We start from the raw sequence: 21,428 nt of genomic DNA, 5'->3' as shown, positions 1-21,428 counted from the left end.
GAAATGCGCTCGCGAAGGCTAAGGCCATTGTATGGCGATGTCCAAAGGATAAACGACCCATCGGGCAGTCTTGCGCATTGCCTCATCGGCTCGGGCGGGGCTAGCATCATACCCGCTGCCTACCCACATCCACTGGATAGGCAGCAGGCGTGATCCCGAAAACCGGGAACCGGCTTTCGAGATCCTTGCGTCGAATCAGAACGACAGAAGGAAGAGCAAGCCATGACTTTACGCGTTTCGGGAAAGAACATGGATGTTGGCGATGCCCTGCGCGGCAAGGCGCAGGACCATTTCGCGGCCGTGGTCGGGAAATATTTCGACGGCGGCTATGACGGCCATCTCACCCTCACCCCTGATGGCATCGGCTTCCGCGCCGATTGCGTCGTCCACCTGGATACCGGCGCGACTTTGCAGGCCAGTGCCAAGGGCGGCGACGCCACCAGCGCCTATGAAATCATGGCGGTCAATATCGAGAAGCGCCTGCGCCGCTACAACCGCAAGCTCAGGCAGCGCCCGCGCGGCGTCGATGGCGAGGCCGATGGCCTGACCGCTCAATATACCGTGTTCGGCATGGCCGATGACCTGGACGAACTCGATGAGGATTATGCCCCGCCGGTGATCGCCGAGACCACCAAGAACCTGCGTCAGCTCAGTGTGGAGGAGGCTGTTATGGAGCTGGATCTGACCGGCGGACAGGTGGTGATGTTCCGCCACGCTGGACATGGCGGGCTGAATGTGGTCTATCGCCGCTCCGACGGCAATATAGGCTGGATTGATCCGGCCCTCGGGGCGAATTGAGTGTCCCCGACGCCAAGATTCAGCGTGGTTTATCCTAGGGCAGAGTAATGGAATTGGCCGATATCCTGGCTGACCGCGCCGTGCTTTGTTGCACGGGCGTAACAACAAAACGCCAGTTGTTTGAAGACCTTGCCGAACGGGCAGCGGAAATCACCGGGCACGATGCTGCCGAAATTCTTGAGGCGATCGCTAGCCGCGAAGAGTTGGGTTCGACTGGGCTGGGCAATGGCATTGCCATTCCCCATGGCAAGGTTGCCGGACTCAAGGGCGTCACCGCCCTGGTCGCTCGGCTGGACCAGCCGATCGATTTCGATTCGGTCGACGACCAGCCGGTCGATATCGTGGTGATGCTGCTGGCGCCGACCGGCGCCGGTGCCGATCATTTGAAGGCCTTGTCGCGCGTGGCGCGGCTGTTGCGCACCGAATCGGTGATCGAAGACCTGCGGCGTGCCGAAGGTCCGGAACAGCTCCGCGCCATCTTCACCTCACCCCTGGCCACGCACTACGCGGCCTGATCGGCCGGCATGAAACGCAAAGACCCTCGGACCATCCGGCCCGAGGGTCTTTTATTGCGCGGGTCAGCGGCCGCTAATGCAGCGTCGCCAGCCCCAGATTCTTGTCGCCGAGCCAGTCGGCCACTGCTTCTTCGGTGTCGGTCACCAGCAACGGCGTGCCGTCGGCAGACATCAGTAGCTGATATTCCGCTGCCGCGTCGAATTCGGCATCATGGATCATCGTTGACAGGATCGCCCCGCTCACCGGTCGCATATAGGCGACGGCGTCGCCGCCCAGCGCAGCGAACTGGGCGCGCGTCAGGGACTTGAGGGGATGGATCAGCGCTTCGGCTGCGGCCTCGTCATTGCGTTTTTCATACATTTGTCGGCCCTTTCCTCATATTGAGCGAATGTCGATACGTCGGGCGATCTTGGGCGTCCGGGGACGCTCTACTGCAACAACGAGCATACCATGCCCCAAAGTTGCATCCTTCACGATCATGCCATCAGCCAATATGAACGAACGCTGAAACTGCCGGGCGGCGATACCGCGATGCAGAAATTCCCGTCCTGGCTCATCCTTCTGTCGGCCGCGGACCACGATCTGGTTGTCCTCGGCCAGCACTTCGAGCTCGCTGGCGCCAAAGCCGGCTACGGCAATGGAGATCAGGAACCTTTCGGTGCCTTCGGCATCTATCGTGCGCTCGATATTGTAGGGCGGGTATCCGTCGGCGGACTTGGCCAGCCGGTCTATCCTCTCCTCGAAGCTGTCGAAGCCGAGGAGAAAGGGAGCGGAAAACACTGAAATACGCGACATCCACGCCGTCCTTGATTATCAAGCAACGTATCGGTGCGGACCCGCTGAATTCCGGCATCGCACACCTGACCAGAGATATGGGACAAGCCGGGGTCCCGTTCAAGAGTGCACCATGGATCAGACCGTCGCCATCATCACGCCCGCCTGGAAGGCCCAGGCAACGATTGTCACCACGGTCCGCAGCGCCCTGGTGCAGACCCATGCGGCCTGGGAACTTTGGCTGATCGCCGATGACGGTTTCGACTACGAAACCTTCCTGGCCGAAGCGGGCATACGCGATTCCCGCATCCGCTTCCTCTCCAGCGGCGGTACCGGTCGCGGCGCCTCCAACACCCGCAATGTGGCCCTGGAACAGATCACCGCGCCCTATGCCGCCATTCTCGATGCCGATGACCGGCTGAAGCCACAAAAGCTGGAAATGGCCGTCGCGGCCCTGGCCGAGCACGGTGTGGTCTCGACCGCACTCGATGTCATGACCGAGGATTTCCGACACCTGCGCCATGTCGGCCACGGTCCCGACCGCGTATTGTCAGCCGGCACCCATAAATGGGTCAGCCTCTCCATGGATTCGATGGTGGTCTGGGATCGGCACCGCGCCGACGGGCGCTACGATCCCACCATGAGCAACATGACCGACCTCGAATTCCTGCTCCAGCTCTACCGCACCGCGCCAACATCCATGCATCTGGGCATGCCGCTGCACGACTACATCAAGCGCTCCAGCTCGATGAGCAATGGCAAGAATGTCGCATCAGGCATGATCGCCTCCAAGACCGAAATCCTGCGCCGCCTCGAAACCGGCCATTACGGCCTCCCCGCTGTCGAGGTCGATGGTGTCGCGGCATTCCTCCGCATTTCGCTCGAAGCCGAAGCCCGCTACGAGACGGCGTTGGCGGCCAGGCCCGGTCTGCTCTTCGAAGATCACATTGAACCCATGCTCGCAGCGGCCGGCCGGGGCTTGCCATAGGCCCGCTTTCCCCTATAGAGCCGACTTCTCCGGACCGCCCGGCCAAAAGGCATGCCGTGGCGGTTCTTGAATGCGATGGGCCCAAATCCATCCGAACTATCTGAAGGACCCGCAAAATGCCCAAGATGAAGACGAAGTCTGGCGCCAAAAAGCGCTTCAGCTTCACAGCGACCGGTCGTGTCAAGGCAGGCGTCGCCGGCAAGCGTCACCGCCTGATCAACCACAACGCCAAGTACATCCGCACCAACCGCGGCACCAAGATCCTGTCCAAGGGCGACGAGGGTCTGGTCAAGTGGTACATGCCGTACAACCGCTAACGCTGAAGGGAAGCTGACACATGTCACGCGTTAAAAGAGGCGTTACCAACCACGCCCGTCACAAGAAGGTCTTGAAGGCTGCGGAGGGCTATTACGGCCGCCGCAAGTCGACGATCCGTATCGCCAAGCAGGCCGTCGAAAAGGCCGGCCAGTACGCCTACCGCGATCGTCGCGTCAAGAAGCGCAATTTTCGCGCCCTGTGGATCCAGCGCATCAATGCTGCCGTCCGTGATTACGGGCTGACCTATGGCCGATTTATCGACGGCCTCAGCAAGGCTGAGGTTGCCGTCGACCGCAAGGTGCTGAGCGATCTCGCGATCACCCAGCCCGAAGCGTTCGGCGTGCTGGTCGCGAAGGCCAAGGCAGCGCTGGCGTATCTGGAGCCCGTCGAAAAGACGACCCACGAGCGCATCTCCGCCTAACACTCCCCAGCCTGGCTGAGGTCAAAATAGCGCCTTGCGCCGCCTGTGAAGGCTGGCGCGAGGCGTTTTTGTTTGCTCTAACGCCCACTGAATTTCCCTGAGACCTCATGGTGAGCCTGTCGAACCACGAGGTCGGTCACACCGATCCTGCCATGCCCGGGAGAGGTTTATTGAGAGTTTGCGATGTCCCTCGACACTCAAATTGCCACCCTTCGTGCCGAGCTTTCGGCCGCCATCGCCGCGGCTAGCGACGAGCCGGCGCTGGACGCCGTGCGCGTAGGCGCCCTGGGCAAGAAGGGCAGCGTCTCCGCCCTTCTCGCCTCGCTTGGCACGATGGCGCCTGAAGAGCGCAAGAGCGCCGGTCCCGCCATCAACGGCCTCAAGACCGAGATGTCGGGCCTGATCGAGGCCAGGAGCGCCGCGCTCAAATCCGCCGCGCTCGACGCCCGCCTCAAGGCCGAAACCGTCGATATCACCCTGCCCCTGCAGCCCGCCCCCACGGCGAAGGGCCGCATCCACCCGATCAGCCAGACCATCGACGAGATCACCGCCATCTTCTCGGATATGGGCTTCTCGATCGCCGAAGGGCCCGATATCGAGACCGACTATTTCAATTTCACGGCGCTCAATTTCCCCGAAGGCCACCCGGCCCGCGAAATGCACGACACCTTCTTCATGAAGATGGGTGTCGATGGGGTGAAGAAGGTGCTGCGTACCCATACCTCCCCGGTGCAGATGCGCGTCATGCAGAGGACCAACGAAAAGCCGGCGGCCAGCTACATCACCCCGCCCATGGATCCGCCCATCCGCGTGGTCATGCCCGGCCGCACCTATCGCAATGACTCAGACCAGACCCATACCCCGATGTTCCATCAGGTCGAGGGTCTCGTCATCGACAAGTCCTCCCATATCGGCCAGTTGCGCTGGGTGCTCGAGGAATTCCTCAAGGCCTATTTCGAGGTGCCCAACGTCACCCTGCGCTTCCGTCCGAGCTTCTTCCCCTTCACCGAGCCGTCGATGGAAGTCGACGTGCAATGCGACCGCTCGGGCTCCGAAGTGAAGATCGGCGAGGGCAGCGACTGGCTCGAAATCCTCGGCTGCGGCATGGTCCATCCCAATGTCATTCGCAATGCCGGCCTCGACCCCGATATCTACCAGGGCTTTGCCTGGGGCATGGGCATCGATCGCATCGCCATGCTGAAATACGGCATGCCGGACCTGCGTGCCTTCTTCGACGGCGACCAGCGCTGGCTCGACCACTATGGCTTCCGCCCCCTCGACCTGCCCACCCTGTTCGGAGGGCTGAGCAGCTAACATGGCCGATCAGGGCACCAGACCAGAGCCGATCCGGTTCAGCTTCGGCGACTCGCCGGAGCTGGCCGACCGTCTGCTCGCGCTGGTGCTGGCGGGCAAGAAGACCGCCACCTGCGGCGCCCTGCGCGACTATGGCGCGGGCGGCGAGCCCATGCCCGTAGCCGGGCGGCGCGATATCGTGCTCAATGGCGCGGGCGAAGAAGCGGCGCTGATCGAGACGCTGTCAGTCGAAACAAGGCGCTTCGATGCCATCACGCCCGATTTCACCGACCGTGAAGGCGAAGGCGACTATGCCGCCTGGCGAGCAGGCCACGAGGCCTATTTCGCCCGTAACGGCGGCTTCTCGCCGGATATGGACGTGGTCTGCGAAACCTTCCGTCTCGTCACCGTGCTGCCCGCCGGGCGCGCGCTTTATGCGCAGGTAGCCTCGCCCATCTTCATCGTCACCGACATCGAATCCGACGGGCCCACGCCGCTGCATAATTCCATGCTGAGCTTCGCCTCGGTCGCGATCGAAGCCGATGGCACGCGCCATGGCAGTTTCGAAGCCCAGCTCCTGCAGCGCCCCGACCGTGCCACCAACGAGACCACCATGGCCTGGTGGCAGACCCAGCCCGAAGCCTGGGCGGCCGCCACCACCGACGCCGAAGACCCTGCCGTCGTCATGCCACGCTATGCCGATTGGGTCGAGAATCTGCCCGGCCCGAAAGTCTTCGTCGCCGCGCCGATGATCTTCGATGGTCTCTGGATGGATCACTATCTCGATGAATATGCCGGCACGCGCGTGCTGTCCGGCCCGTTCAAGTCCCGGCAGATTTTCCGCGGCGGCGGTATCTGCCTCTACACCATGGCCGGAACCCTGCGCGGCGCGCCCTATCTCGATTGGGGCATGAGCAAGCTGCCGGCCGAATTCTACGGCCACATCGCCCACACCCACAAAGCCATCGACGACGCCGAGGGTTTTGCCAATGTCCTCGTCGAATTGTTCAAGATTTCCCGTGCCTTGCCGCCCATTTCGGGCAGCAAGTCCGATTCCCGCTAAGGTGCCACTGATATGAAATTCACCCTCGACTGGCTCAAGGAGCACCTCGATAGCGATGCCTCGGCCGACGAGATCGGCAAGACGCTGACCATGATCGGCCTCGAGCTCGAAGGCATGGAAGACCAGGGCAAGGCGCTCAGCGCTTTCGTCACGGCGCATATCGTCTCGGCCGAGCAACATCCCAATGCAGACAAGCTGCGCGTCTGCAAGGTCGATGCCGGCACCGGCGAATTGATCGACGTGGTCTGCGGCGCCCCCAATGCCCGATCAGGCCTCAAGTCGGTCTTCGCCTTCCCTGGCACCTATATCCCGGGCAAGGACATGACCATCGGCAAGGGCAATATCCGCGGCCAGGTGTCCAATGGCATGCTCTGCTCCAATGCCGAGCTGGAATTGTCCAACGATCATGACGGCATTATCGAACTGCCCGAAGACGCCCCGGTGGGCATGAAATATACCGACTATGCCGGCATCAACGGCGTGGTCTTCGATATCTCCATCACCCCCAACAGGGGCGACGCCACCGGCGTTTACGGTATTGCCCGCGATCTGGCCGCCTTCGGCCTCGGCACGCTGAAGCAGACCGATATGTCGCCGGTCCCCTCCAAGGGCAAAAGCCCTATCGCGCCGCTGCCGCAGCAATTCGGCGCCGATGAGCCCAAGACCATCCGCAAATTCAGCGGTCGCTACATCAAGGGTGTGAAAAACGGCCCATCCCCGGCCTGGCTGCAGCAGCGCCTGCGCGCCGTCGGCCTGCGCCCTATCAATGCTATTGTCGACATCACCAATTGGGTGTCGCTCGGCTGGGGCCGTCCGCTGCACGCCTATGACGCCGACAAGATCCAGGGTCAGCCGGTGCTCCGCAATGCCCGCCCCGGCGAGACGCTCGACGCGCTCGACAACAAGATCTATTCCCTCGACGAAACCATGACGGTCATTGCCGACGATGTCGGTCCGCTGTGTCTGGGCGGCATTATGGGTGGCATCCGCTCCGGCTCGACCGACGACACCGTCAATGTCTTCATGGAATGCGCCAGTTGGGACCCCGAACTGGTCGCCCGCACCGGCCGCAAGACCGGCATCGTCTCCGATGCTCGCTACCGCCTCGAACGCAATGTCGATCCGGCTTTGACCGAGCCCGGTCTCGAACTCGCCACCCGCCTCGTCATGGAACTCTGCGGCGGCGAACCGATGGAGCCGGCAATTTCGGGCGAGGACGTGTTCCCCGATACCAGTGTGGAATTCCCGCTCGCCGAAGTGCGTCGCCTCACCGGCCTCACGGTTGAGCCGACGATCGTTACCGCCATCCTCACCCGCCTTGGTTTCGAGATATCGGGCAAGGGCGATGTTCTATCGGTCAAGGTGCCGTCCTGGCGCCCCGACGTGACGCAGAAGGCGGACCTGGTCGAAGAAGTCATGCGCATGGTTGGTGTCGATAATGTCCCGGTCGAGCCGCTGCCGCGTCTCAGCCATGTCGCCCCGCGCATGCTGACGTCAATCCAGAACCGCCGCCGTATCGCCCGCCGGGCCCTCGCCGCGCGCGGCCTCGATGAGGCGGTCACCTGGTCCTTCATCAGCCACGACGAAGCCACCCGCTTCGGCGGCGGCAGCGAAGGCCTGCAACTGGCCAATGCCATCGCCTCCGACATGACCGACATGCGGCCGTCCTTGCTGCCGGGCCTGCTCGCCGCCGCCCGCCGCAATGCCAATCGCGGCCTTGCCGATCTGGCGCTCTTCGAAGTCGGCCAGGTCTTCCTTAGCGACGCGCCCGAAGGCCAGCACACCTACGCGACGGGCATCCGCACCGGCACCGCAAAACTCGGCGGCTCCGGCCGCCACTGGTCCGGCAAGCCTGAACCCGTCGGCGTCTTCGATGCCAAGGCCGATCTCGGCGCCGTGCTCGATGCGCTGGGCCATGACATCGATAAGGTGCAGCTCTTTGCCGAGCCCGCCCCCTGGAGCCATCCCGGCCGCGGCGGCCGCGTCGCCCAGGGTCCAAAGACGCTGGGCTGGTTCGGCGAACTCCATCCCGCCTTGGCCGCCGAACTGGACATTGACGGCCCCGTTGCCGCCTTCGAGCTCGATCTCGACGCACTGCCCGAGCCGCGCAGGAAGGCGACCAAGACCAAGCCGGCGCTCGACCTCTCCGCCCTGATGCCGCTCACCCGCGACTTCGCCTTCGTGGTCGACAAGGCTGTCACCGCAGGCGCCATCCTCAAGGCTGCGCGCGGTGCCGACAAGGCGCTGATCAAGGATGTCACGGTCTTCGACGTCTTCGAGGGCAACCATGTCGGCGAGGGCAAGAAGTCGGTTGCCATCGAGGTGACCATCCAGCCATCGGACAAGACGCTGACCGAGGAAGAAATCGACAGGATTTCCGCCGGCGTCATCGCCGCAGTCACCAAGACATCCGGCGGCGTGCTGCGCGCTTAGCCGAATTGACGGGTGTGGCTCCATGGGGCCACACCCAGCCTACGAACCATCTCAAATTGCGCGGCCGCCGTTAAGGCGCCATCCACCTATCGCTCCCATCCTCGCATGTGGGGCTTCGGTGGAGCGCCGCATGACTTCCCTGCCTGATCTACGCTACGAAACCGCCCGCGATCACCTGTTGCAAGCGCTCGCCATCCTGCCGCAGGAGGGGAGCGAAGTCATACGCCTGCTGGTGGAAGAGGCGGCCCGCCGCTGCGAGGCCAGGGCCTATCGCGGCGTCCCCGATCTGCACCCCCTGCCGCCCGATCCGCATACCCAGTCGAGCTAGGCTACTGCCTGCATCGCCGGCACGTCCTCCAGCGGTTCTGCCGGAGCAGGGCGGTGGAAAATGGCTTCCATGGCTGCGTCATGATTGCCCAGTCGGGTTTCGATTTCCCGCTGCGCCCAGGCATGGGCCGCGTTGAACACATCCATATGCCGGTCGAAGCTCATCAGGCTCGCACCGGGAAAGGTCGGCGGCGTCAGCACGAGATCCTGCGGCGTGACGGGCAATTCATAGCGCTGATGCGCCAGCATGGTGCGGAACAATATGCTCAGCATGCGCGGTGCCCGCGGCAGCCGTCCGCGTGGATTGAGCAGCGTTGCCAGCAGCTTGCCGCGCCCGGGCAGGCTCGCATAGGAAACGTTGAACCGCTGTCCTCCGGTGCGTCCGAAATGCACGACCAGATTGGGGCCGGATTTGATCTGCTGCATCGGGCCGAGCGGCGCATCGTCCATCACGCCGCCATCGACCAGCATTTTCCCGTCCGCCGTATAGAAAGGCGGCAGCACGCAGGGAATGGCGCTCGAGGCACGCACCGCCTGCCACAGCAGGCCGGATCGGATGATCTCCATGCGATTGTCCGACAGGTTGGTGGCGATGGCGAAAAACGGCTTCCAGCAATCCTCCACCCGCGTATCCGGCCCATAGGCCCGCGCCAATGCATCGTCGAACGCCGTGTGGTCCAGCAGTGCGTAGCGCGGCCAGGTCACCTTCTTGAAGCTGCGGCTCTTGACGAAAATGTCGTGCGTGCCTGAAGTCAGCGTGTCGTGTTCACCCAGGAAGGCGAAGCCGGCCAGCATCGCTGCCCCCACGCTCGTACCCATGAAGGCGTCGAACGTGCCGCCCTGTTCGCGAAACGCCCGGTAGATGCCGACATGCGCCGGCCCGAACCCGCCGCCCCCGCCGGCGACGAACCCCACAGCCCGCCCGGTCAGGAAGCGGATCAGCGCATCCACATCGGCATTGTCCTGCAACGACACATGGTGATGCAGGAATACCGGGGTCCGCGCGAGCCAGGAGGCCGTGCCCTCGACAATGCCGGCCCGCCGCCCATGCAGGCGAACCAGCCGGCAGGCCGATTGCGGATGAAGCTTCTCCACCAGCCGCTCGACGGCGGACAGTTCGGCCTTTGGTGCATCGCCGCTCGTCACCAGTACCACTTCATCGGCCTGGCGGATGCATAGCTCCGTCCAGTCGGTCAGCCCGTCATCGCCGAAATAGAAGACGGGTGCGGTGTCGTCCTCCATCCGGTCCAGCCATTCCGCCACTGCAGGGTCATTCAGGCTTCGGCTGCCGAACCGGTCCGCCACCGCACCATGGTCGATCGTGACATGGCCCTCGCGCTGCAAGCGGCTGCGCATCCGTTCGAAGAAGGCCGGCGGCACCGGCTCGTGCCCACCCTGCACAAAGGCAATGGCGCGTCGCGGGCCACCCGGCCGCCGCTCGCGTCGCGCATCCTTCAGGTGCAGCCGCGCGGCCAGCATGCCGAGAAAAGCCACGGCAATGCCCGGATCGGTCTCCAGCGCATGGGCATAGGCCAGGCGGGAAATCTCCAGCACTTCGCAGTCGCGCAAGGCCGTGACCGTCTCGCTGTAGTCGCCACCACAGAAAAAAGCGAGATCGCCCACCGCCTGCCCGGCCCTGACCTCCCGGTAAACCGTCAGGTCGCCACTGGCCGAGGCGGCCAATACCCCGCGCACGACGATGAACAGGGCCTGACTCGCCTCTCCTGCGCGGAACAATACATCGCCCCGCCCGATCGAGCGTTTCTGCGCCTGCGCAACGAGCAATTCCCTCTGGGCCGCAGTCAGTTTCTGCAGCGTGCCCATGCCGTCCATAGTCCGTCCCCCTGCGCTCGTGCTGCCGGCATGGCCGGCCCGTGGCGGGCGGACCCTATGCGCTCGGGGCGCGTCGGATGAATACTATGAACATGGTATGGCTGGCGAAATGCCCTTCGCGATGCCTGCTTCGAAGGAGGCACGCAAGCGCTACGGGTTGAACAACTGCCAGTTTCCTTCGGAGACGATCTCGGCATTGCCGCCGACCACTTTGACGGCCGTTTCATCGTCGATGGCATAGGTCGGAACCGGGATTCCCGACGCCCATTTTTCGATATTGGCCAGGGTCGTGTCCGGCATGTCCTTGTTATCGAGATGCGGATAGAGCGTGAAATCCACCAGTCCCAGCGCCCTGTCGGCGTCCTGGCCCCTGTCGCTGCCGTCAGGCACATATTGCAGGTCGAATTCAGCATCGCAGTTATAGGGGGTCACCGCGATGCTTCCCGCGCTCATCCCCACATAGATGGTTCTGGTTAGTGACGGCAGCAGGTTCGCCAGGCCCGACTGGCGCATCCAGTAGGTCAGGTACAGCACGTCCCCACCCCAAACGAGCAGGGCATCGGTCTCCCGGACCATCGGTATCCAGTTTTCTTCGCGAATGGTCGGCAGGGCGGTGAGTTCAAGCACGCCGAGGGACTTCCAGCCCAGTTCGCAAAACGGGTTTCCGGCCTTGCCGCTGATCGCCTTCCACGCCATGCCCGCACCGCCCGCAAAGGGATAGATCGCGGTCGGGATGAAAAGGGCGCTGGACTCGGCAATCGGCTTGCCCAGCAGGTCGACAAGCGCGTTGGAGATGCTCCGGTTTGTAATGCCTGCGGATGTGAGAAGAAACTTCACGAAGGCCTCCCCCGACTAGCCACATCGTGCTGATACGCCATCATCCAGCCGCAGCGCCCAGGACGTCAACGGCATTGTCGCACGCGCCAGGTTGCCTGAAGCGTTCGGCGCAATGAACCACGCATCCACCCAAACCTTCGATTTGCTATTGCGAATGATTTGCAATTGCATTATCTGGTGATCATTCGCTTTGGAGTGTTCGATGCGTCGTCGCGTATTTTCCGTTCTTGCCGCTGCTGTCGTGCTGGCGGCATCTCTTCCTGCCGCGGGGCAGGAACGCCTCAAGGCGGTGACCACCTTCACCATCATTGCCGACATGGCCCGCAACGTCGCTGGTGACGCCGCCGATGTCGTCTCGATCACCAAGCCCGGTGCCGAGATCCACAATTACCAGCCCACCCCCGGCGACCTGATCGCCGCCCAGGATGCCGACCTGATCCTGTGGAATGGCCTCAATCTCGAACAGTGGTTCGAGCAGTTCCTTTCCAATCTGGGCGATGTGCCCTCCGTTATCGTCACCGAGGGCATCGAGCCCATGGGCATTGGCGAAGGTCCCTATCAGGGCAAGCCCAATCCCCATGCCTGGATGTCGCCCTCAGACGCGCTGATCTATGTCGAGAATATCCGCGCAGCCTTCGCCGCGGCCGATCCGGCCAACGAGGCGGTCTATGCCGCCAATGCCGCGGCCTATTCCGCCCGGATCACCGCCACGGTCGAACCCATTCGCGCCGCAATATCAGCCATCCCCGAGCAGCGCCGCTGGCTCGCCACGTCGGAAGGCGCTTTCAGCTACCTGGCCCGCGATTTCGGCCTCAAGGAGCTCTATCTGTGGCCGATCAATGCCGACCAGCAGGGCACGCCGCAACAGGTGCGCCTGGTGATCGACGCCGTGCGCGCCAATGCCGTGCCGGCCATCTTTTCGGAGAGCACCATTTCCTCCAAGCCGGCCGAACAGGTCGCCCGCGAGACCGGGATCAAATATGGCGGGGTGCTCTATGTGGATTCCCTGTCGGACCCCGACGGTCCCGTGCCGACTTACCTCGATCTGCTCTCGGTCACGTCAACGACCATCGTGCAAGGCCTCACCCCATGAACGACATGAGCCACGACGCCGCGACACTGGGCCTTGATGTCGATGACATCACCGTCGCCTATCGCAATGGCACCACCGCTATCAAACGTGCCAGCTTCACCATTCCCAGGGGCTCCATAACGGCGCTGGTCGGGGTGAACGGCTCGGGCAAATCCACGCTGTTCAAGGCCATTATGGGCTTCGTGCCGCTGGCATCAGGATCCGTCGATATCCTCGGCGTGCCGGGAAAACAGGCACTCAAGCGCAACCTCGTCGCCTATGTGCCGCAGTCCGAGGATGTGGACTGGAACTTCCCGGTACTCGTCGAAGACGTGGTGATGATGGGCCGCTACGGCCATATGAACCTGTTGCGCCGCCCGAGAAAAATCGACCATGACATGGTCACGTCCGCCCTCGAACGCGTCAACATGCTCGAATTCCGTCACCGCCAGATCGGCGAACTCTCCGGCGGCCAGAAAAAGCGTGTCTTCCTCGCCCGCGCATTGGCGCAGGAAGGGCAGGTGATCCTGCTCGACGAGCCCTTTACAGGCGTTGACGTCAAGACCGAGGATGCGATCGTCGCCTTGCTGCGCGCGCTGCGCGACGAGGGCAAGGTCATGCTGGTCTCGACCCACAACCTCGGCTCGGTCCCCGAATTCTGCGACCGCACCGTGCTGGTCAAGGGCACCGTCCTCGCCTCCGGCCCGACCAGTGAAATCTTCACTCGCGAATGGCTCGAGGAAACCTTCGGCGGCGCTCTGCGCCACTTCGTCCTCGCCGGTTCGGGCCTGCATCAAGACGACGATCCCCGCCACATTTCGGTCCTGACCGACGATGAGCGGCCGCTGGTCATGTATGGCGAAAAGGGCAAGATGACCACCAAGCAGTCGGACCCGGTCGAACCGAAATGATCGAAACTCTGCTCCTGCCCTTCAATTACCACTACATGATCAACGCCATCTGGGTCTCGGCCCTGGTCGGCGGCGTCTGTGCCTTCCTCTCGGCCTATCTCATGCTTAAGGGCTGGTCGTTGATTGGCGACGCCCTCAGCCACTCCATCGTGCCCGGTGTGGCCGGCGCCTATATGCTCGGCCTGCCCTTTTCCATCGGTGCCTTCTTCTCGGGCGGTCTTGCCGCCGGGGCCATGCTGTTCCTCACCCAGCGCACCAAGCTCAAGGAAGATGCGGTCATCGGGCTGATCTTCACCGCCTTCTTCGGCCTCGGCCTGTTCATGATTTCGCTGTCGCCCACATCGGTGAACATCCAGACCATCGTCATGGGCAATATCCTGGCCGTTACCCCCGAAGATACGCTGCAACTGGTCATCATCGCGGTGGTGACCCTGGTGGTGATGTTCTTCATCTGGAAGGACCTCATGGTCACCTTCTTCGATGAAAGCCATGCCCGCTCCATCGGCCTCAATCCGCCGCTGCTCCGGGTGATATTCTTCACCCTGCTCGCCGCCTGCACCGTCGCCGCCATGCAGACCGTCGGTGCCTTTCTCGTCATCGCCATGGTGGTGACCCCCGGCGCCACCGCTTACCTCCTGACCGACCGCTTTCCCCGGCTGATCCTCATTGCCATTGCCGTGGGCACGCTGTCCTCGCTATCAGGCGCCTACATTTCCTTCTTTCTCGATGGCGCCACCGGCGGCGTCATTGTCGTGCTCCAGACCGTGGTCTTCCTCACCGCCTTCGTCTTCGCACCCAAGCATGGCCTGCTGGCCGCACGCCGCAAGGCCGCCGCGGAGATTGCGTCATGAGCGAGTTCCTCACCTACGCCCTCTGGCCGTTCCAGTTCCCCTTCATGACCAGTGCCATGCTGATCGCGGTCATGGTCGCCGTGCCCACCGCCTTGCTCTCCTGCTTCCTCGTCCTCAAGGGCTGGTCCCTGATGGGCGACGCCATTTCCCATGCCGTGCTGCCCGGCGTCGTGCTGGCCTATATCGTCGGTCTGCCGCTGGGTGTCGGCGCCTTCGCCGCCGGCATGGGCTGCGCCCTCTCGGTCGGTTATCTCAAGGAAAATTCCCGCATCAAGGAAGATACGGTCATGGGCGTGGTCTTCTCCGGTCTCTTCGGCCTGGGCATCGTGCTCTACACCTCGATCCAGACCGATGTGCATCTCGACCACATCCTGTTCGGCGATATCCTGGGCATCAGCCCCGCCGACCTGATCCAGACCGGCATCATCGCCCTGGTGGTGACGCTGATCGTATCAGCCAAATGGCGCGACCTGCTGCTTTTCACCTTCGATCCGCAACAGGCCGGCGCCATCGGCCTGCCCGTGCGCTGGCTGCATTACGGACTTCTTGCGTTGCTTTCGCTCACCATCGTCGCTGCCCTCACCGCCGTCGGCATCGTGCTGGTCATCGCTCTGCTGGTCGCCCCCGGCGCTATCGCCTACCTCATCTCCAAGCGCTTCGCCCCCATGATGCTGATCGCGGTGACGGTCTCGGTGCTGAGCTCGCTGATCGGCATCTATGCCAGCTTCTTCATCGACTCCGCCCCCGCCCCGACCATCGTCCTGCTGATGAGTGCGACATTCGTGGTGACCTTCATCGTGACCACGGCGAGAAGGCCTGCGGCGGTCACCGCGTAGTCCTCAAACTCGATCGTCACCCTCGGGCTTGACCCGAAGGCTCTTCACTTGCCGAGCGCCGGGTAAGTGCAGGCCCCTCGGGTCAAGCCCGAGGGTGACGCGCGGTGGGGGCTGGAATGGCGGCAAGAAATCCCGCTTATCCCCACCCCCTCCATCCGGCCGGATACTCCTCGCCAAAGGAGAACCCCTCATGGACCACACCCCTCGCCTTACCCTGCCCTTCATCATGCCGAGTCAGGCGCAGAAGCACATTACCCATAACGAGGCCATCCAGGCCCTCGATACCCTGGTGCAACCCACCGTCGAAAGCCGCCGCCTGACAACGCCCCCCGCCACCCCGCTGGAGGGCGAAGCCTGGATCGTTCCATCCGGCGCTACCGGTTCTTGGTCCGGCCACACCGACGAAATCGCCGCCTTCCAGTCCGGCGCCTGGACTTTCCTCGATCCGGCCGCCGGTTGGCAGGTCTATGACCGTTCCGACAAGACCCAGCTCGTCTTCGATGCTGGCGCCTGGACCCCTTTGGCCGCACTCGGCGCCGCTTTGCCGCGCCTGGGCGTCAATACCAGCGCCGACAGCACCAACCGCCTTGCCGTCGCTTCCGCCGCCACCCTGCTGACCCATGAAGGCAATGGCCATCAGGTCAAGATCAACAAGGCGGCATTAGGCGACACGGCCAGCCTGCTTTACCAGACCAACTGGTCGGGCCGCGCCGAAATGGGCCTGGCCGGCGACGACCACTGGCGCCTCAAGGTCAGCCCCGATGGCGCCACCTGGGTCAACGCCCTCACGGTCAATGCCAGCACCGGCGCGACCACCCTCGCCGCCACCCTCCGCCCCGCCACCGACAATGCCATGACCCTGGGCGGCTCGGGCGCGCGCTGGTCCGCCGTCTGGGCTGCCACCGGCACGATCCAGACCTCCGATATCAGGCAGAAAACCGACATCGCCCCCTCCGATCTCGGTCTCGATTTCATCTGCGCGCTCGAACCGGTCAAATACCGCTGGACCATCGGCGGCAATGAAGCGGGCGCCCCGCGCCCCGGCCGCCGCACCCATTACGGCCTCCTCGCCCAGCAGGTGCAGGCCGTCCTGGCCGGTGCGGACTTCGCTGGCCACATCCTCGCCGACCCCGCCGATCCCGATAGCGAGCAGGGCCTGCGCTACGATGCCTTCATCGCCCCGCTGATATCAGCCGTGCAGGAACTGGCCAGCCGCATCGATCAACTCGAACGCGACCCCGCCGGCCGAGGCGCAAAGACGTGACCTTTTGGCGGAAACGCGCTAGTGCAGGCCCTCAGCAAGCCCCGGATATCAATGACAACGACAACCACCATTACCAGCCTCGGCCACAAGGGCGAGGGTGTCGCCGAGATCGACGGGCGCAAGGTCTTTGTGCCGCTGACCCTGCCCGGCGAGGTGGTGGAAATCCTCGCCGAGGGCGAGCGCGGCACCTTGTTGGCCGTAACCGCCCCGGCGCCCAACCGCATCGCGCCCTTCTGCCCGCATTTCGGCGCCTGTGGCGGTTGCCAGCTCCAGCATATGGATCGCCCGAGCTACGAGGCCTTCAAGACCGGTCTGGTGGAGACGCCGCTGCAATTTGCCGGCATCGAGCAGAAAGTGTCCCGCTTCATCGACGCTTCGGGCGACGGGCGCCGCCGGGCGACCCTGCATGCCCGGCGCGAAGGCGCCGGCTATATGCGCCTGCGCAGCCACGAGGTGCATGACCTCGATACCTGCCCCATCCTGGTACCCGCTCTGGCCAGGGCTCCGGACATTGCCCGCGCGGTGATGCAGGTCGTGGGCGAGGCCGATGTGAGTTTCACTGCCACTTTGAGCGGCCTCGATGTCGCCATCCGCACCGAAAAGAAGCAGGCTCGCGCCGACCGCGTCGCGCCGCTGGCCGGGCGCTTCAGGCTGGCGCGGCTGGCTCTCAATGGTGAAATGGTGCTGCAGGCCCAACCGCCGCTGATCGCCATGGGCCGGGCGCAGGTCGAATTGCCGATCGGCAGCTTCCTGCAGGCCACCGAGACCGCGGAAAATATCCTGGCCGATTACGTGCTTGATGCCGTGGGCAAGGCGAAAACCGTGGCCGACCTGTTCTGCGGCATCGGGCCTTTCGCCCTGCGATTGGCCGGGCAGCGGCCGGTGGCCGCTTTCGACAGCGACAAAGCCGGCATTGCCGCCCTCGACAAGGCGCGCCGCTTCGCCAGGGGCCTGCGCGAGGTGACGGCCAAACCACGCGACCTGTTCCGCGATCCGCTGACCCGGTTCGAACTGCCCTACGAGGCCGTGGTGCTCGATCCGCCGCGGGCCGGGGCCGAGGCACAGGTCCGGGAACTGGCCGCATCCAGGGTAAAGACCGTGGTCATGGTTGCCTGTGACAGCAGGACTTTCGCCCGCGACGCAGCGCTCCTTATCGCTGGCGGCTACGCCATGAGCGACCTCGTGGCCGTGGATCAGTTCACCCAATCCACCCATGTCGAAATTGCTGCCACATTTCGTCGCTAATCACGAATGACGTCGCCAACGCAACCGTCTCGGGCGTGTTTACGTTGGCTACTCATCAATCATGAACTGAGCGACGGCCTGGGGCGGGTGTAGTCGCGTGGAGAGATACCATGCGTATTCAGAAGATTCTTGCCATTGGCGCCCTGTGCGCCGCCACCGCCATCCCGGTTTTTGCCGCCACGGCGACGCCATCAGGCACCTTTGTCGATTCCTGGGGCACGTCCTTCGAGTTCTCGCTCTGCGGCGATGGCACGGACCTATGCGGCGTGTTGACCAATCTAGAAGGCAACTCGGCCACTGAAGAAAACCTGGCCTATGTCGGCAAGCAGGTGATGCAGGCCGAGCAGGTTGCGCCCAACCAGTGGAAGGGCGAGCTTTCCGCCGGCGGCATCAGCGCCGAGGCGACGGTCACCATGACGAGCCCCGACACGATCGACATCCAGGGCTGCCGCGGCGGCATCTTCTGCCAGACGCTGACCTATACCCGCGCCTAGCACACGGTGGCGACGCGCTCCTTGATGACTGACAGAACTTCGTCGCCGGGGCGCTTCCACCAATTGTCCTGGCTGAAAATCTCGACCTCCTGCGGCCCGTGAAAGCCGGCGTCCTCGATCATTTTCCGGATCGCGGGAAGGTCGATGACGCCGTCCCCCATCATGCCGCGGTCGAGCAGCATATCCTTGCTCGGCACCAGCCAGTCGCAGATGTGATGGGCGAAAATGCGCTTCATGCGGCCGGCGCGGGCAATGGCCTCAGCCAGCCGCGGGTCCCACCAGACATGGTAGACGTCGACGGCAACGCCGACGGTTTCGCCCAGCGTCTCGCAGATATCGAGTGCCTGGTCGATCGTGTTCACGCAGGCGCGGTCGGCGGCATACATCGGGTGCAGCGGCTCGATGGCGATCTTGACGCCGGAGGCGTGGGCATGGGGCAGCATGGCGGCGATGCCGTCGGTCACCATCTGCCGGGCGCCAGGCAAGTCCTTGGAAGAACCGGGTAATCCACCGACTACCAGCACGAGGCAATCGGCATTGAGTGCCGCCGCTTCGTCGATCGCGCGCAGGTTATCATCGATATTGGCCTGCCGCCCGGCGGCACTTTCGGCGGGGAACATGCCGCCGCGGCAGACCCCGGTTACCTGCAGCCCATTGGCCTTGACGATGCGGGCGGCCTCGTCGAGTCCGATGGCCGCGATCTGGTCGCGCCAGGGCGAAATGGCCGTGATTCCGGCCCGCAGGCACCCATCCACGGCTTCGGCAAAGCCCCAGACCTGACGCGTGGTGGCGAGGTTCAGCGAGATAGCACGTTGGGTCATTTGGTTAGCACACTGTTAACGTTGAGCACCGCATTCATGCGCGAAACAGCCAATTCGGGGTCAACAAGGACACGTGCTTTATCCGCAAGGCGGAACAGTTCGCTGAGATGCTGCACCGAGCGGGTCGATTGCTGCCCGCCGACCATCTGGAAGTGATCCTGCAGCCCGTTGAGATAGGCGAGGAAGACGACGCCGGTCTTGTAGAACCGGGTCGGCGCCGCGAAGATGTGGCGGCTGAGCGGCACGGTCGGTTCGAGCAGGTCGAAGAACTCGTTATTGTTGCCCTTGCCGAGCGCGGCGAGCCCCGCCGAGGCGGCCGGGGCGATGGCGTCGAAAATGCCGAGCAGGGCATGGGAGAAGCCTTGGTTGTCGCCGGCGATGAGTTCGGCATAGTTGAAGTCGTCGCCGGTATACATTTTCACCGAAGCCGGCAGCCGCCGGCGCATGGCGATTTCCTTCTCGGCCGAAAGCAGGGAAATCTTGATGCCGTCGACCTTGTCCGCATTGGCGGCGATGACGTCGAGGCAGACATCCATGGCCTTGTCGTGGTCGCCATGGCCCCAATAGCCCGTGAGAGCCGGGTCGAACATCTCGCCGAGCCAATGCATGATGACCGGCTGCTTCACCTGGCTCAGGATGCGGCCATAGACCTTGGCGTAATCGTCAGGCGACTTGGCCGCGGCGGCGAGCGCCCGCGAGGCCATCAGGATGACGCGGCCGCCCTGGGCTTCAACGAAGCCGACCTGTTCTTCATAGGCGCGGATAATGTCGTCGATGGTGACATCGGGGCCGGGGGCCAGGTGGTCGGTGCCGGCGCCATAGGCGATGAGGCTGTCGGTACGGGTGCGGGCTTCGGCCTGGGCGCGGCGGATCAGCTCCTGCGCCTCGGTCCAGCCCAGCCCCATACCGCGCTGGGCGGTGTCCATGGCTTCGGCGACGCCGAGGCCGAGATCCCACAGGCGATGGCGGAATTTGAGCGTCGTATCCCAGTCGATGGCGGGCGTCAGCCAGGGGTCGTTATTGGCCAGCGGATCGGCCACGACATGGGCCGCCGCATAGGCGATGCGGTTGAAGTCGCTGGCCTTGTGCCGGACGAAGGGGATCGGGGTGCCGGTCAGCGTATAGGGGGTGATGGTCCGGTCGGGATTGGGCAGGTTGATGCTGGTCATCGCGACTAGAATTCCAGCTTCGGCACGTCGAGCCAGCGGCGTTCGGCCCAGCTCTTGAGGCCGAGTTCGGCGAGCTGCACGCCCTTGGCGCCGGCTTCGAGGCCGTATTCCCAGGGCGCGTCCTCGGCGACATGCTTCAAAAACATTTCCCACTGCGCCTTGAAGCCGTTCTGGGCCGGCCAGTTATCAGGCACTTCTTCCCAGTCATTGAAGAAGTTCATGGTCTGCGGCTGGTCGGGATTCCACACCGGCTTGGGCGTGTTGACGCGATGCTGGCTCCAGCATTTGTGCAGCCCCGCCACGGCCGAGCCATGCGTACCATCGACATGGAAGGTCACCAGATCGTCGCGGCGAACACGCGTGGTCCAGCTCGAATTGATCTGCGCCACCACGCCGCCTTCGAGCTGGAAGGTGGCATAGGCCGCATCGTCGGTATCGGCGGTGAAGCGATTGCCCTTCTCGTCGACGCGTTCGGGAATGTGGGTGGCGCCCAGGCAGGACACGGCCTGGACTTCGCCGAAGAGATTGTCGAGCACGTAGCGCCAGTGGCAGAGCATGTCGAGAATGATGCCGCCGCCGTCATCCTTGCGATAGTTCCAGCTCGGGCGCTGCGCCGGCTGCCAGTCACCCTCGAAGACCCAATAGCCGAATTCGCCACGCACCGAGAGGATCTTGCCGAAGAAGCCGCTGTCGCGCAGCATCTTGAGCTTCAGCAGGCCGGGCAAAAACAGCTTGTCCTGCACCACGCCATGCTTGAGGCCCGAGGCGCGAGCGGTCTTGGCGAGGTTAAGGGCGACATCGAGCGAGTCCGAGGTCGGCTTTTCGCAATAGACATGCTTGCCCGCGGCCAGCGCCTTTTCCAAGAGGCTCGCGCGCATCAGCGTGGTGCCGGCATCGAAGAACACGGTGTCGTCGGGGTTGGCGAGGGCCGCGTCGAGATCGGCGCTCCAGCGCTTGATGTCGTGCTTTTTGGCGAGGCGTTCGATCTTGTCGGCGTCGCGGCCGACAATGATCGGATCGACCACGAGGCGATCACCATTGGACAACACCACGCCGCCCTGGTCGCGGATGGCCAGGATCGAGCGCACCAGATGTTGGTTATAGCCCATGCGCCCGGTGACCCCGTGCATGATGAGTCCAAGCCGCCTGTCTGCCATCGTGTTC

Annotated in this window: 23 protein-coding genes; 16 read left to right on the top strand and 7 right to left on the bottom strand. The window is 63.7% G+C overall.

The features are described 5' to 3' along the window. The first annotated feature begins 222 nt into the window (after positions 1 to 222). Together NVV79_RS05870 and NVV79_RS05865 are read left to right on the top strand one after the other, a co-directional pair. Positions 223 to 798 (top strand): HPF/RaiA family ribosome-associated protein, encoded by a 576-nt coding sequence (locus NVV79_RS05870; RefSeq protein ID WP_303987138.1) that lies wholly within the window; start codon positions 223 to 225, stop codon positions 796 to 798. Between the two features lie 47 nt (positions 799 to 845). Beyond that, complete coding sequence (locus NVV79_RS05865; RefSeq protein ID WP_303987136.1) at positions 846 to 1,313, top strand: PTS sugar transporter subunit IIA; 468 nt, start codon at positions 846 to 848, stop codon at positions 1,311 to 1,313. A gap of 73 nt (positions 1,314 to 1,386) precedes the next feature. Here the strand turns inward: NVV79_RS05865 and NVV79_RS05860 are convergent, their stop codons facing one another. Both NVV79_RS05860 and NVV79_RS05855 read right to left on the bottom strand, forming a co-directional pair. Continuing rightward, complete coding sequence (locus tag NVV79_RS05860) at positions 1,387 to 1,674, bottom strand: DUF1150 family protein (protein ID WP_303987134.1); 288 nt, start codon at positions 1,672 to 1,674, stop codon at positions 1,387 to 1,389. A 15-nt stretch (positions 1,675 to 1,689) separates the two neighbouring features. After that, entirely contained in the window at positions 1,690 to 2,109 is a 420-nt protein-coding gene (locus tag NVV79_RS05855) for an Hsp20 family protein (protein WP_146291372.1), read from the bottom strand. Between the two features lie 112 nt (positions 2,110 to 2,221). On the opposite strand from NVV79_RS05855, the gene NVV79_RS05850 reads away from it, so the two are divergent. From NVV79_RS05850 to NVV79_RS05820, 7 genes are all read left to right on the top strand, one after another. Next, positions 2,222 to 3,076, top strand: coding sequence for a glycosyltransferase family A protein (locus NVV79_RS05850; RefSeq protein ID WP_303987131.1), 855 nt, complete (start codon positions 2,222 to 2,224; stop codon positions 3,074 to 3,076). 116 nt (positions 3,077 to 3,192) lie between these two features. Continuing rightward, positions 3,193 to 3,393, top strand: coding sequence for a 50S ribosomal protein L35 (gene rpmI, locus NVV79_RS05845; protein ID WP_035099236.1), 201 nt, complete (start codon positions 3,193 to 3,195; stop codon positions 3,391 to 3,393). 20 nt (positions 3,394 to 3,413) lie between these two features. After that, a complete protein-coding gene (gene rplT / locus NVV79_RS05840) occupies positions 3,414 to 3,815 on the top strand; it encodes a 50S ribosomal protein L20 (protein WP_303987126.1) in 402 nt (133 codons plus the stop codon). A 183-nt stretch (positions 3,816 to 3,998) separates the two neighbouring features. Further along, the gene (gene pheS / locus NVV79_RS05835; protein ID WP_303987124.1) at positions 3,999 to 5,129 is read left to right on the top strand and encodes a phenylalanine--tRNA ligase subunit alpha; all 1,131 of its coding nucleotides are present in this window, start codon (positions 3,999 to 4,001) and stop codon (positions 5,127 to 5,129) included. Position 5,130: 1 nt separating this feature from the next. After that, a complete protein-coding gene (locus NVV79_RS22535) occupies positions 5,131 to 6,171 on the top strand; it encodes an ASCH domain-containing protein (RefSeq protein ID WP_369684701.1) in 1,041 nt (346 codons plus the stop codon). Positions 6,172 to 6,183: 12 nt separating this feature from the next. Beyond that, positions 6,184 to 8,604 (top strand): phenylalanine--tRNA ligase subunit beta, encoded by a 2,421-nt coding sequence (gene pheT, locus NVV79_RS05825; protein ID WP_303987122.1) that lies wholly within the window; start codon positions 6,184 to 6,186, stop codon positions 8,602 to 8,604. A gap of 130 nt (positions 8,605 to 8,734) precedes the next feature. Continuing rightward, the gene (locus tag NVV79_RS05820; RefSeq protein WP_303987120.1) at positions 8,735 to 8,932 is read left to right on the top strand and encodes a hypothetical protein; all 198 of its coding nucleotides are present in this window, start codon (positions 8,735 to 8,737) and stop codon (positions 8,930 to 8,932) included. Here NVV79_RS05820 and NVV79_RS05815 read toward each other — a convergent pair. Beyond that, positions 8,929 to 10,764 carry a patatin-like phospholipase family protein gene (locus NVV79_RS05815; RefSeq protein WP_303987118.1) on the bottom strand — a complete coding sequence of 612 codons (1,836 nt, stop codon included), beginning with the start codon at positions 10,762 to 10,764 and terminating at the stop codon, positions 8,929 to 8,931. The genes NVV79_RS05820 and NVV79_RS05815 overlap by 4 nt on opposite strands. A gap of 150 nt (positions 10,765 to 10,914) precedes the next feature. Further along, on the bottom strand, positions 10,915 to 11,601 hold the full coding sequence (locus tag NVV79_RS05810; protein WP_303987117.1) for a Type 1 glutamine amidotransferase-like domain-containing protein: 687 nt from the start codon (positions 11,599 to 11,601) through the stop codon (positions 10,915 to 10,917). 202 nt (positions 11,602 to 11,803) lie between these two features. Here NVV79_RS05810 and NVV79_RS05805 point away from each other — a divergent pair, with 202 nt between their 5' ends. The 7 genes from NVV79_RS05805 to NVV79_RS05775 all read left to right on the top strand — a co-directional run bounded on the left by NVV79_RS05805 (position 11,804) and on the right by NVV79_RS05775 (position 18,274). Next, positions 11,804 to 12,694: a metal ABC transporter substrate-binding protein gene (locus NVV79_RS05805; protein ID WP_303987115.1), complete on the top strand. Its 891-nt coding sequence runs from the start codon at positions 11,804 to 11,806 to the stop codon at positions 12,692 to 12,694. 5 nt (positions 12,695 to 12,699) lie between these two features. Then, positions 12,700 to 13,584 carry a manganese/iron ABC transporter ATP-binding protein gene (locus NVV79_RS05800; protein WP_303988330.1) on the top strand — a complete coding sequence of 295 codons (885 nt, stop codon included), beginning with the start codon at positions 12,700 to 12,702 and terminating at the stop codon, positions 13,582 to 13,584. Beyond that, a complete protein-coding gene (locus tag NVV79_RS05795; RefSeq protein ID WP_303987113.1) occupies positions 13,581 to 14,435 on the top strand; it encodes a metal ABC transporter permease in 855 nt (284 codons plus the stop codon). Before NVV79_RS05800 ends, NVV79_RS05795 begins: the two co-directional genes overlap by 4 nt. After that, complete coding sequence (locus NVV79_RS05790) at positions 14,432 to 15,271, top strand: metal ABC transporter permease (protein ID WP_303987111.1); 840 nt, start codon at positions 14,432 to 14,434, stop codon at positions 15,269 to 15,271. The genes NVV79_RS05795 and NVV79_RS05790 overlap by 4 nt, the downstream gene beginning before the upstream one ends. A gap of 190 nt (positions 15,272 to 15,461) precedes the next feature. Beyond that, complete coding sequence (locus NVV79_RS05785; RefSeq protein WP_303987110.1) at positions 15,462 to 16,535, top strand: DUF2793 domain-containing protein; 1,074 nt, start codon at positions 15,462 to 15,464, stop codon at positions 16,533 to 16,535. A 51-nt stretch (positions 16,536 to 16,586) separates the two neighbouring features. Then, positions 16,587 to 17,780, top strand: coding sequence for a class I SAM-dependent RNA methyltransferase (locus tag NVV79_RS05780; RefSeq protein ID WP_303987108.1), 1,194 nt, complete (start codon positions 16,587 to 16,589; stop codon positions 17,778 to 17,780). Positions 17,781 to 17,890: 110 nt separating this feature from the next. Next, positions 17,891 to 18,274 (top strand): hypothetical protein, encoded by a 384-nt coding sequence (locus tag NVV79_RS05775; RefSeq protein ID WP_303987106.1) that lies wholly within the window; start codon positions 17,891 to 17,893, stop codon positions 18,272 to 18,274. Here the strand turns inward: NVV79_RS05775 and NVV79_RS05770 are convergent. Genes NVV79_RS05770 through NVV79_RS05760 form a run of 3 tightly spaced genes read right to left on the bottom strand, consistent with a single transcriptional unit; the run spans position 18,271 to position 21,421 of the window. Continuing rightward, positions 18,271 to 19,095: a sugar phosphate isomerase/epimerase gene (locus NVV79_RS05770; RefSeq protein ID WP_303987105.1), complete on the bottom strand. Its 825-nt coding sequence runs from the start codon at positions 19,093 to 19,095 to the stop codon at positions 18,271 to 18,273. The genes NVV79_RS05775 and NVV79_RS05770 overlap by 4 nt on opposite strands. Further along, positions 19,092 to 20,264, bottom strand: coding sequence for a dihydrodipicolinate synthase family protein (locus NVV79_RS05765; protein ID WP_303987102.1), 1,173 nt, complete (start codon positions 20,262 to 20,264; stop codon positions 19,092 to 19,094). The genes NVV79_RS05770 and NVV79_RS05765 overlap by 4 nt, the downstream gene beginning before the upstream one ends. Positions 20,265 to 20,269: 5 nt before the next feature. Beyond that, positions 20,270 to 21,421, bottom strand: a complete 1,152-nt coding sequence (locus NVV79_RS05760; protein ID WP_303987100.1) for a Gfo/Idh/MocA family protein — start codon at positions 21,419 to 21,421, stop codon at positions 20,270 to 20,272. Positions 21,422 to 21,428 lie beyond the last annotated feature (7 nt).

It is taken from the genome of Devosia ginsengisoli (assembly GCF_024707105.1).
Taxonomy (GTDB): domain Bacteria; phylum Pseudomonadota; class Alphaproteobacteria; order Rhizobiales; family Devosiaceae; genus Devosia; species Devosia ginsengisoli_A.
Note: the sequence above shows the minus strand (reverse complement) of the source record. Positions and strands in the feature narration are given on the sequence as shown.

Coding starts and splice junctions, on each gene's coding strand:
- NVV79_RS05870 (WP_303987138.1), top strand. CDS start 223: ATGACTTTACGCGTTTCGGGAAAGAACATGGATGTTGGCGATGCCCTG.
- NVV79_RS05865 (WP_303987136.1), top strand. CDS start 846: ATGGAATTGGCCGATATCCTGGCTGACCGCGCCGTGCTTTGTTGCACG.
- NVV79_RS05860 (WP_303987134.1), bottom strand. CDS start 1,674: ATGTATGAAAAACGCAATGACGAGGCCGCAGCCGAAGCGCTGATCCAT.
- NVV79_RS05855 (WP_146291372.1), bottom strand. CDS start 2,109: ATGTCGCGTATTTCAGTGTTTTCCGCTCCCTTTCTCCTCGGCTTCGAC.
- NVV79_RS05850 (WP_303987131.1), top strand. CDS start 2,222: ATGGATCAGACCGTCGCCATCATCACGCCCGCCTGGAAGGCCCAGGCA.
- rpmI (WP_035099236.1), top strand. CDS start 3,193: ATGCCCAAGATGAAGACGAAGTCTGGCGCCAAAAAGCGCTTCAGCTTC.
- rplT (WP_303987126.1), top strand. CDS start 3,414: ATGTCACGCGTTAAAAGAGGCGTTACCAACCACGCCCGTCACAAGAAG.
- pheS (WP_303987124.1), top strand. CDS start 3,999: ATGTCCCTCGACACTCAAATTGCCACCCTTCGTGCCGAGCTTTCGGCC.
- NVV79_RS22535 (WP_369684701.1), top strand. CDS start 5,131: ATGGCCGATCAGGGCACCAGACCAGAGCCGATCCGGTTCAGCTTCGGC.
- pheT (WP_303987122.1), top strand. CDS start 6,184: ATGAAATTCACCCTCGACTGGCTCAAGGAGCACCTCGATAGCGATGCC.
- NVV79_RS05820 (WP_303987120.1), top strand. CDS start 8,735: ATGACTTCCCTGCCTGATCTACGCTACGAAACCGCCCGCGATCACCTG.
- NVV79_RS05815 (WP_303987118.1), bottom strand. CDS start 10,764: ATGGACGGCATGGGCACGCTGCAGAAACTGACTGCGGCCCAGAGGGAA.
- NVV79_RS05805 (WP_303987115.1), top strand. CDS start 11,804: ATGCGTCGTCGCGTATTTTCCGTTCTTGCCGCTGCTGTCGTGCTGGCG.
- NVV79_RS05800 (WP_303988330.1), top strand. CDS start 12,700: ATGAGCCACGACGCCGCGACACTGGGCCTTGATGTCGATGACATCACC.
- NVV79_RS05795 (WP_303987113.1), top strand. CDS start 13,581: ATGATCGAAACTCTGCTCCTGCCCTTCAATTACCACTACATGATCAAC.
- NVV79_RS05790 (WP_303987111.1), top strand. CDS start 14,432: ATGAGCGAGTTCCTCACCTACGCCCTCTGGCCGTTCCAGTTCCCCTTC.
- NVV79_RS05785 (WP_303987110.1), top strand. CDS start 15,462: ATGGACCACACCCCTCGCCTTACCCTGCCCTTCATCATGCCGAGTCAG.
- NVV79_RS05780 (WP_303987108.1), top strand. CDS start 16,587: ATGACAACGACAACCACCATTACCAGCCTCGGCCACAAGGGCGAGGGT.
- NVV79_RS05775 (WP_303987106.1), top strand. CDS start 17,891: ATGCGTATTCAGAAGATTCTTGCCATTGGCGCCCTGTGCGCCGCCACC.
- NVV79_RS05770 (WP_303987105.1), bottom strand. CDS start 19,095: ATGACCCAACGTGCTATCTCGCTGAACCTCGCCACCACGCGTCAGGTC.
- NVV79_RS05765 (WP_303987102.1), bottom strand. CDS start 20,264: ATGACCAGCATCAACCTGCCCAATCCCGACCGGACCATCACCCCCTAT.
- NVV79_RS05760 (WP_303987100.1), bottom strand. CDS start 21,421: ATGGCAGACAGGCGGCTTGGACTCATCATGCACGGGGTCACCGGGCGC.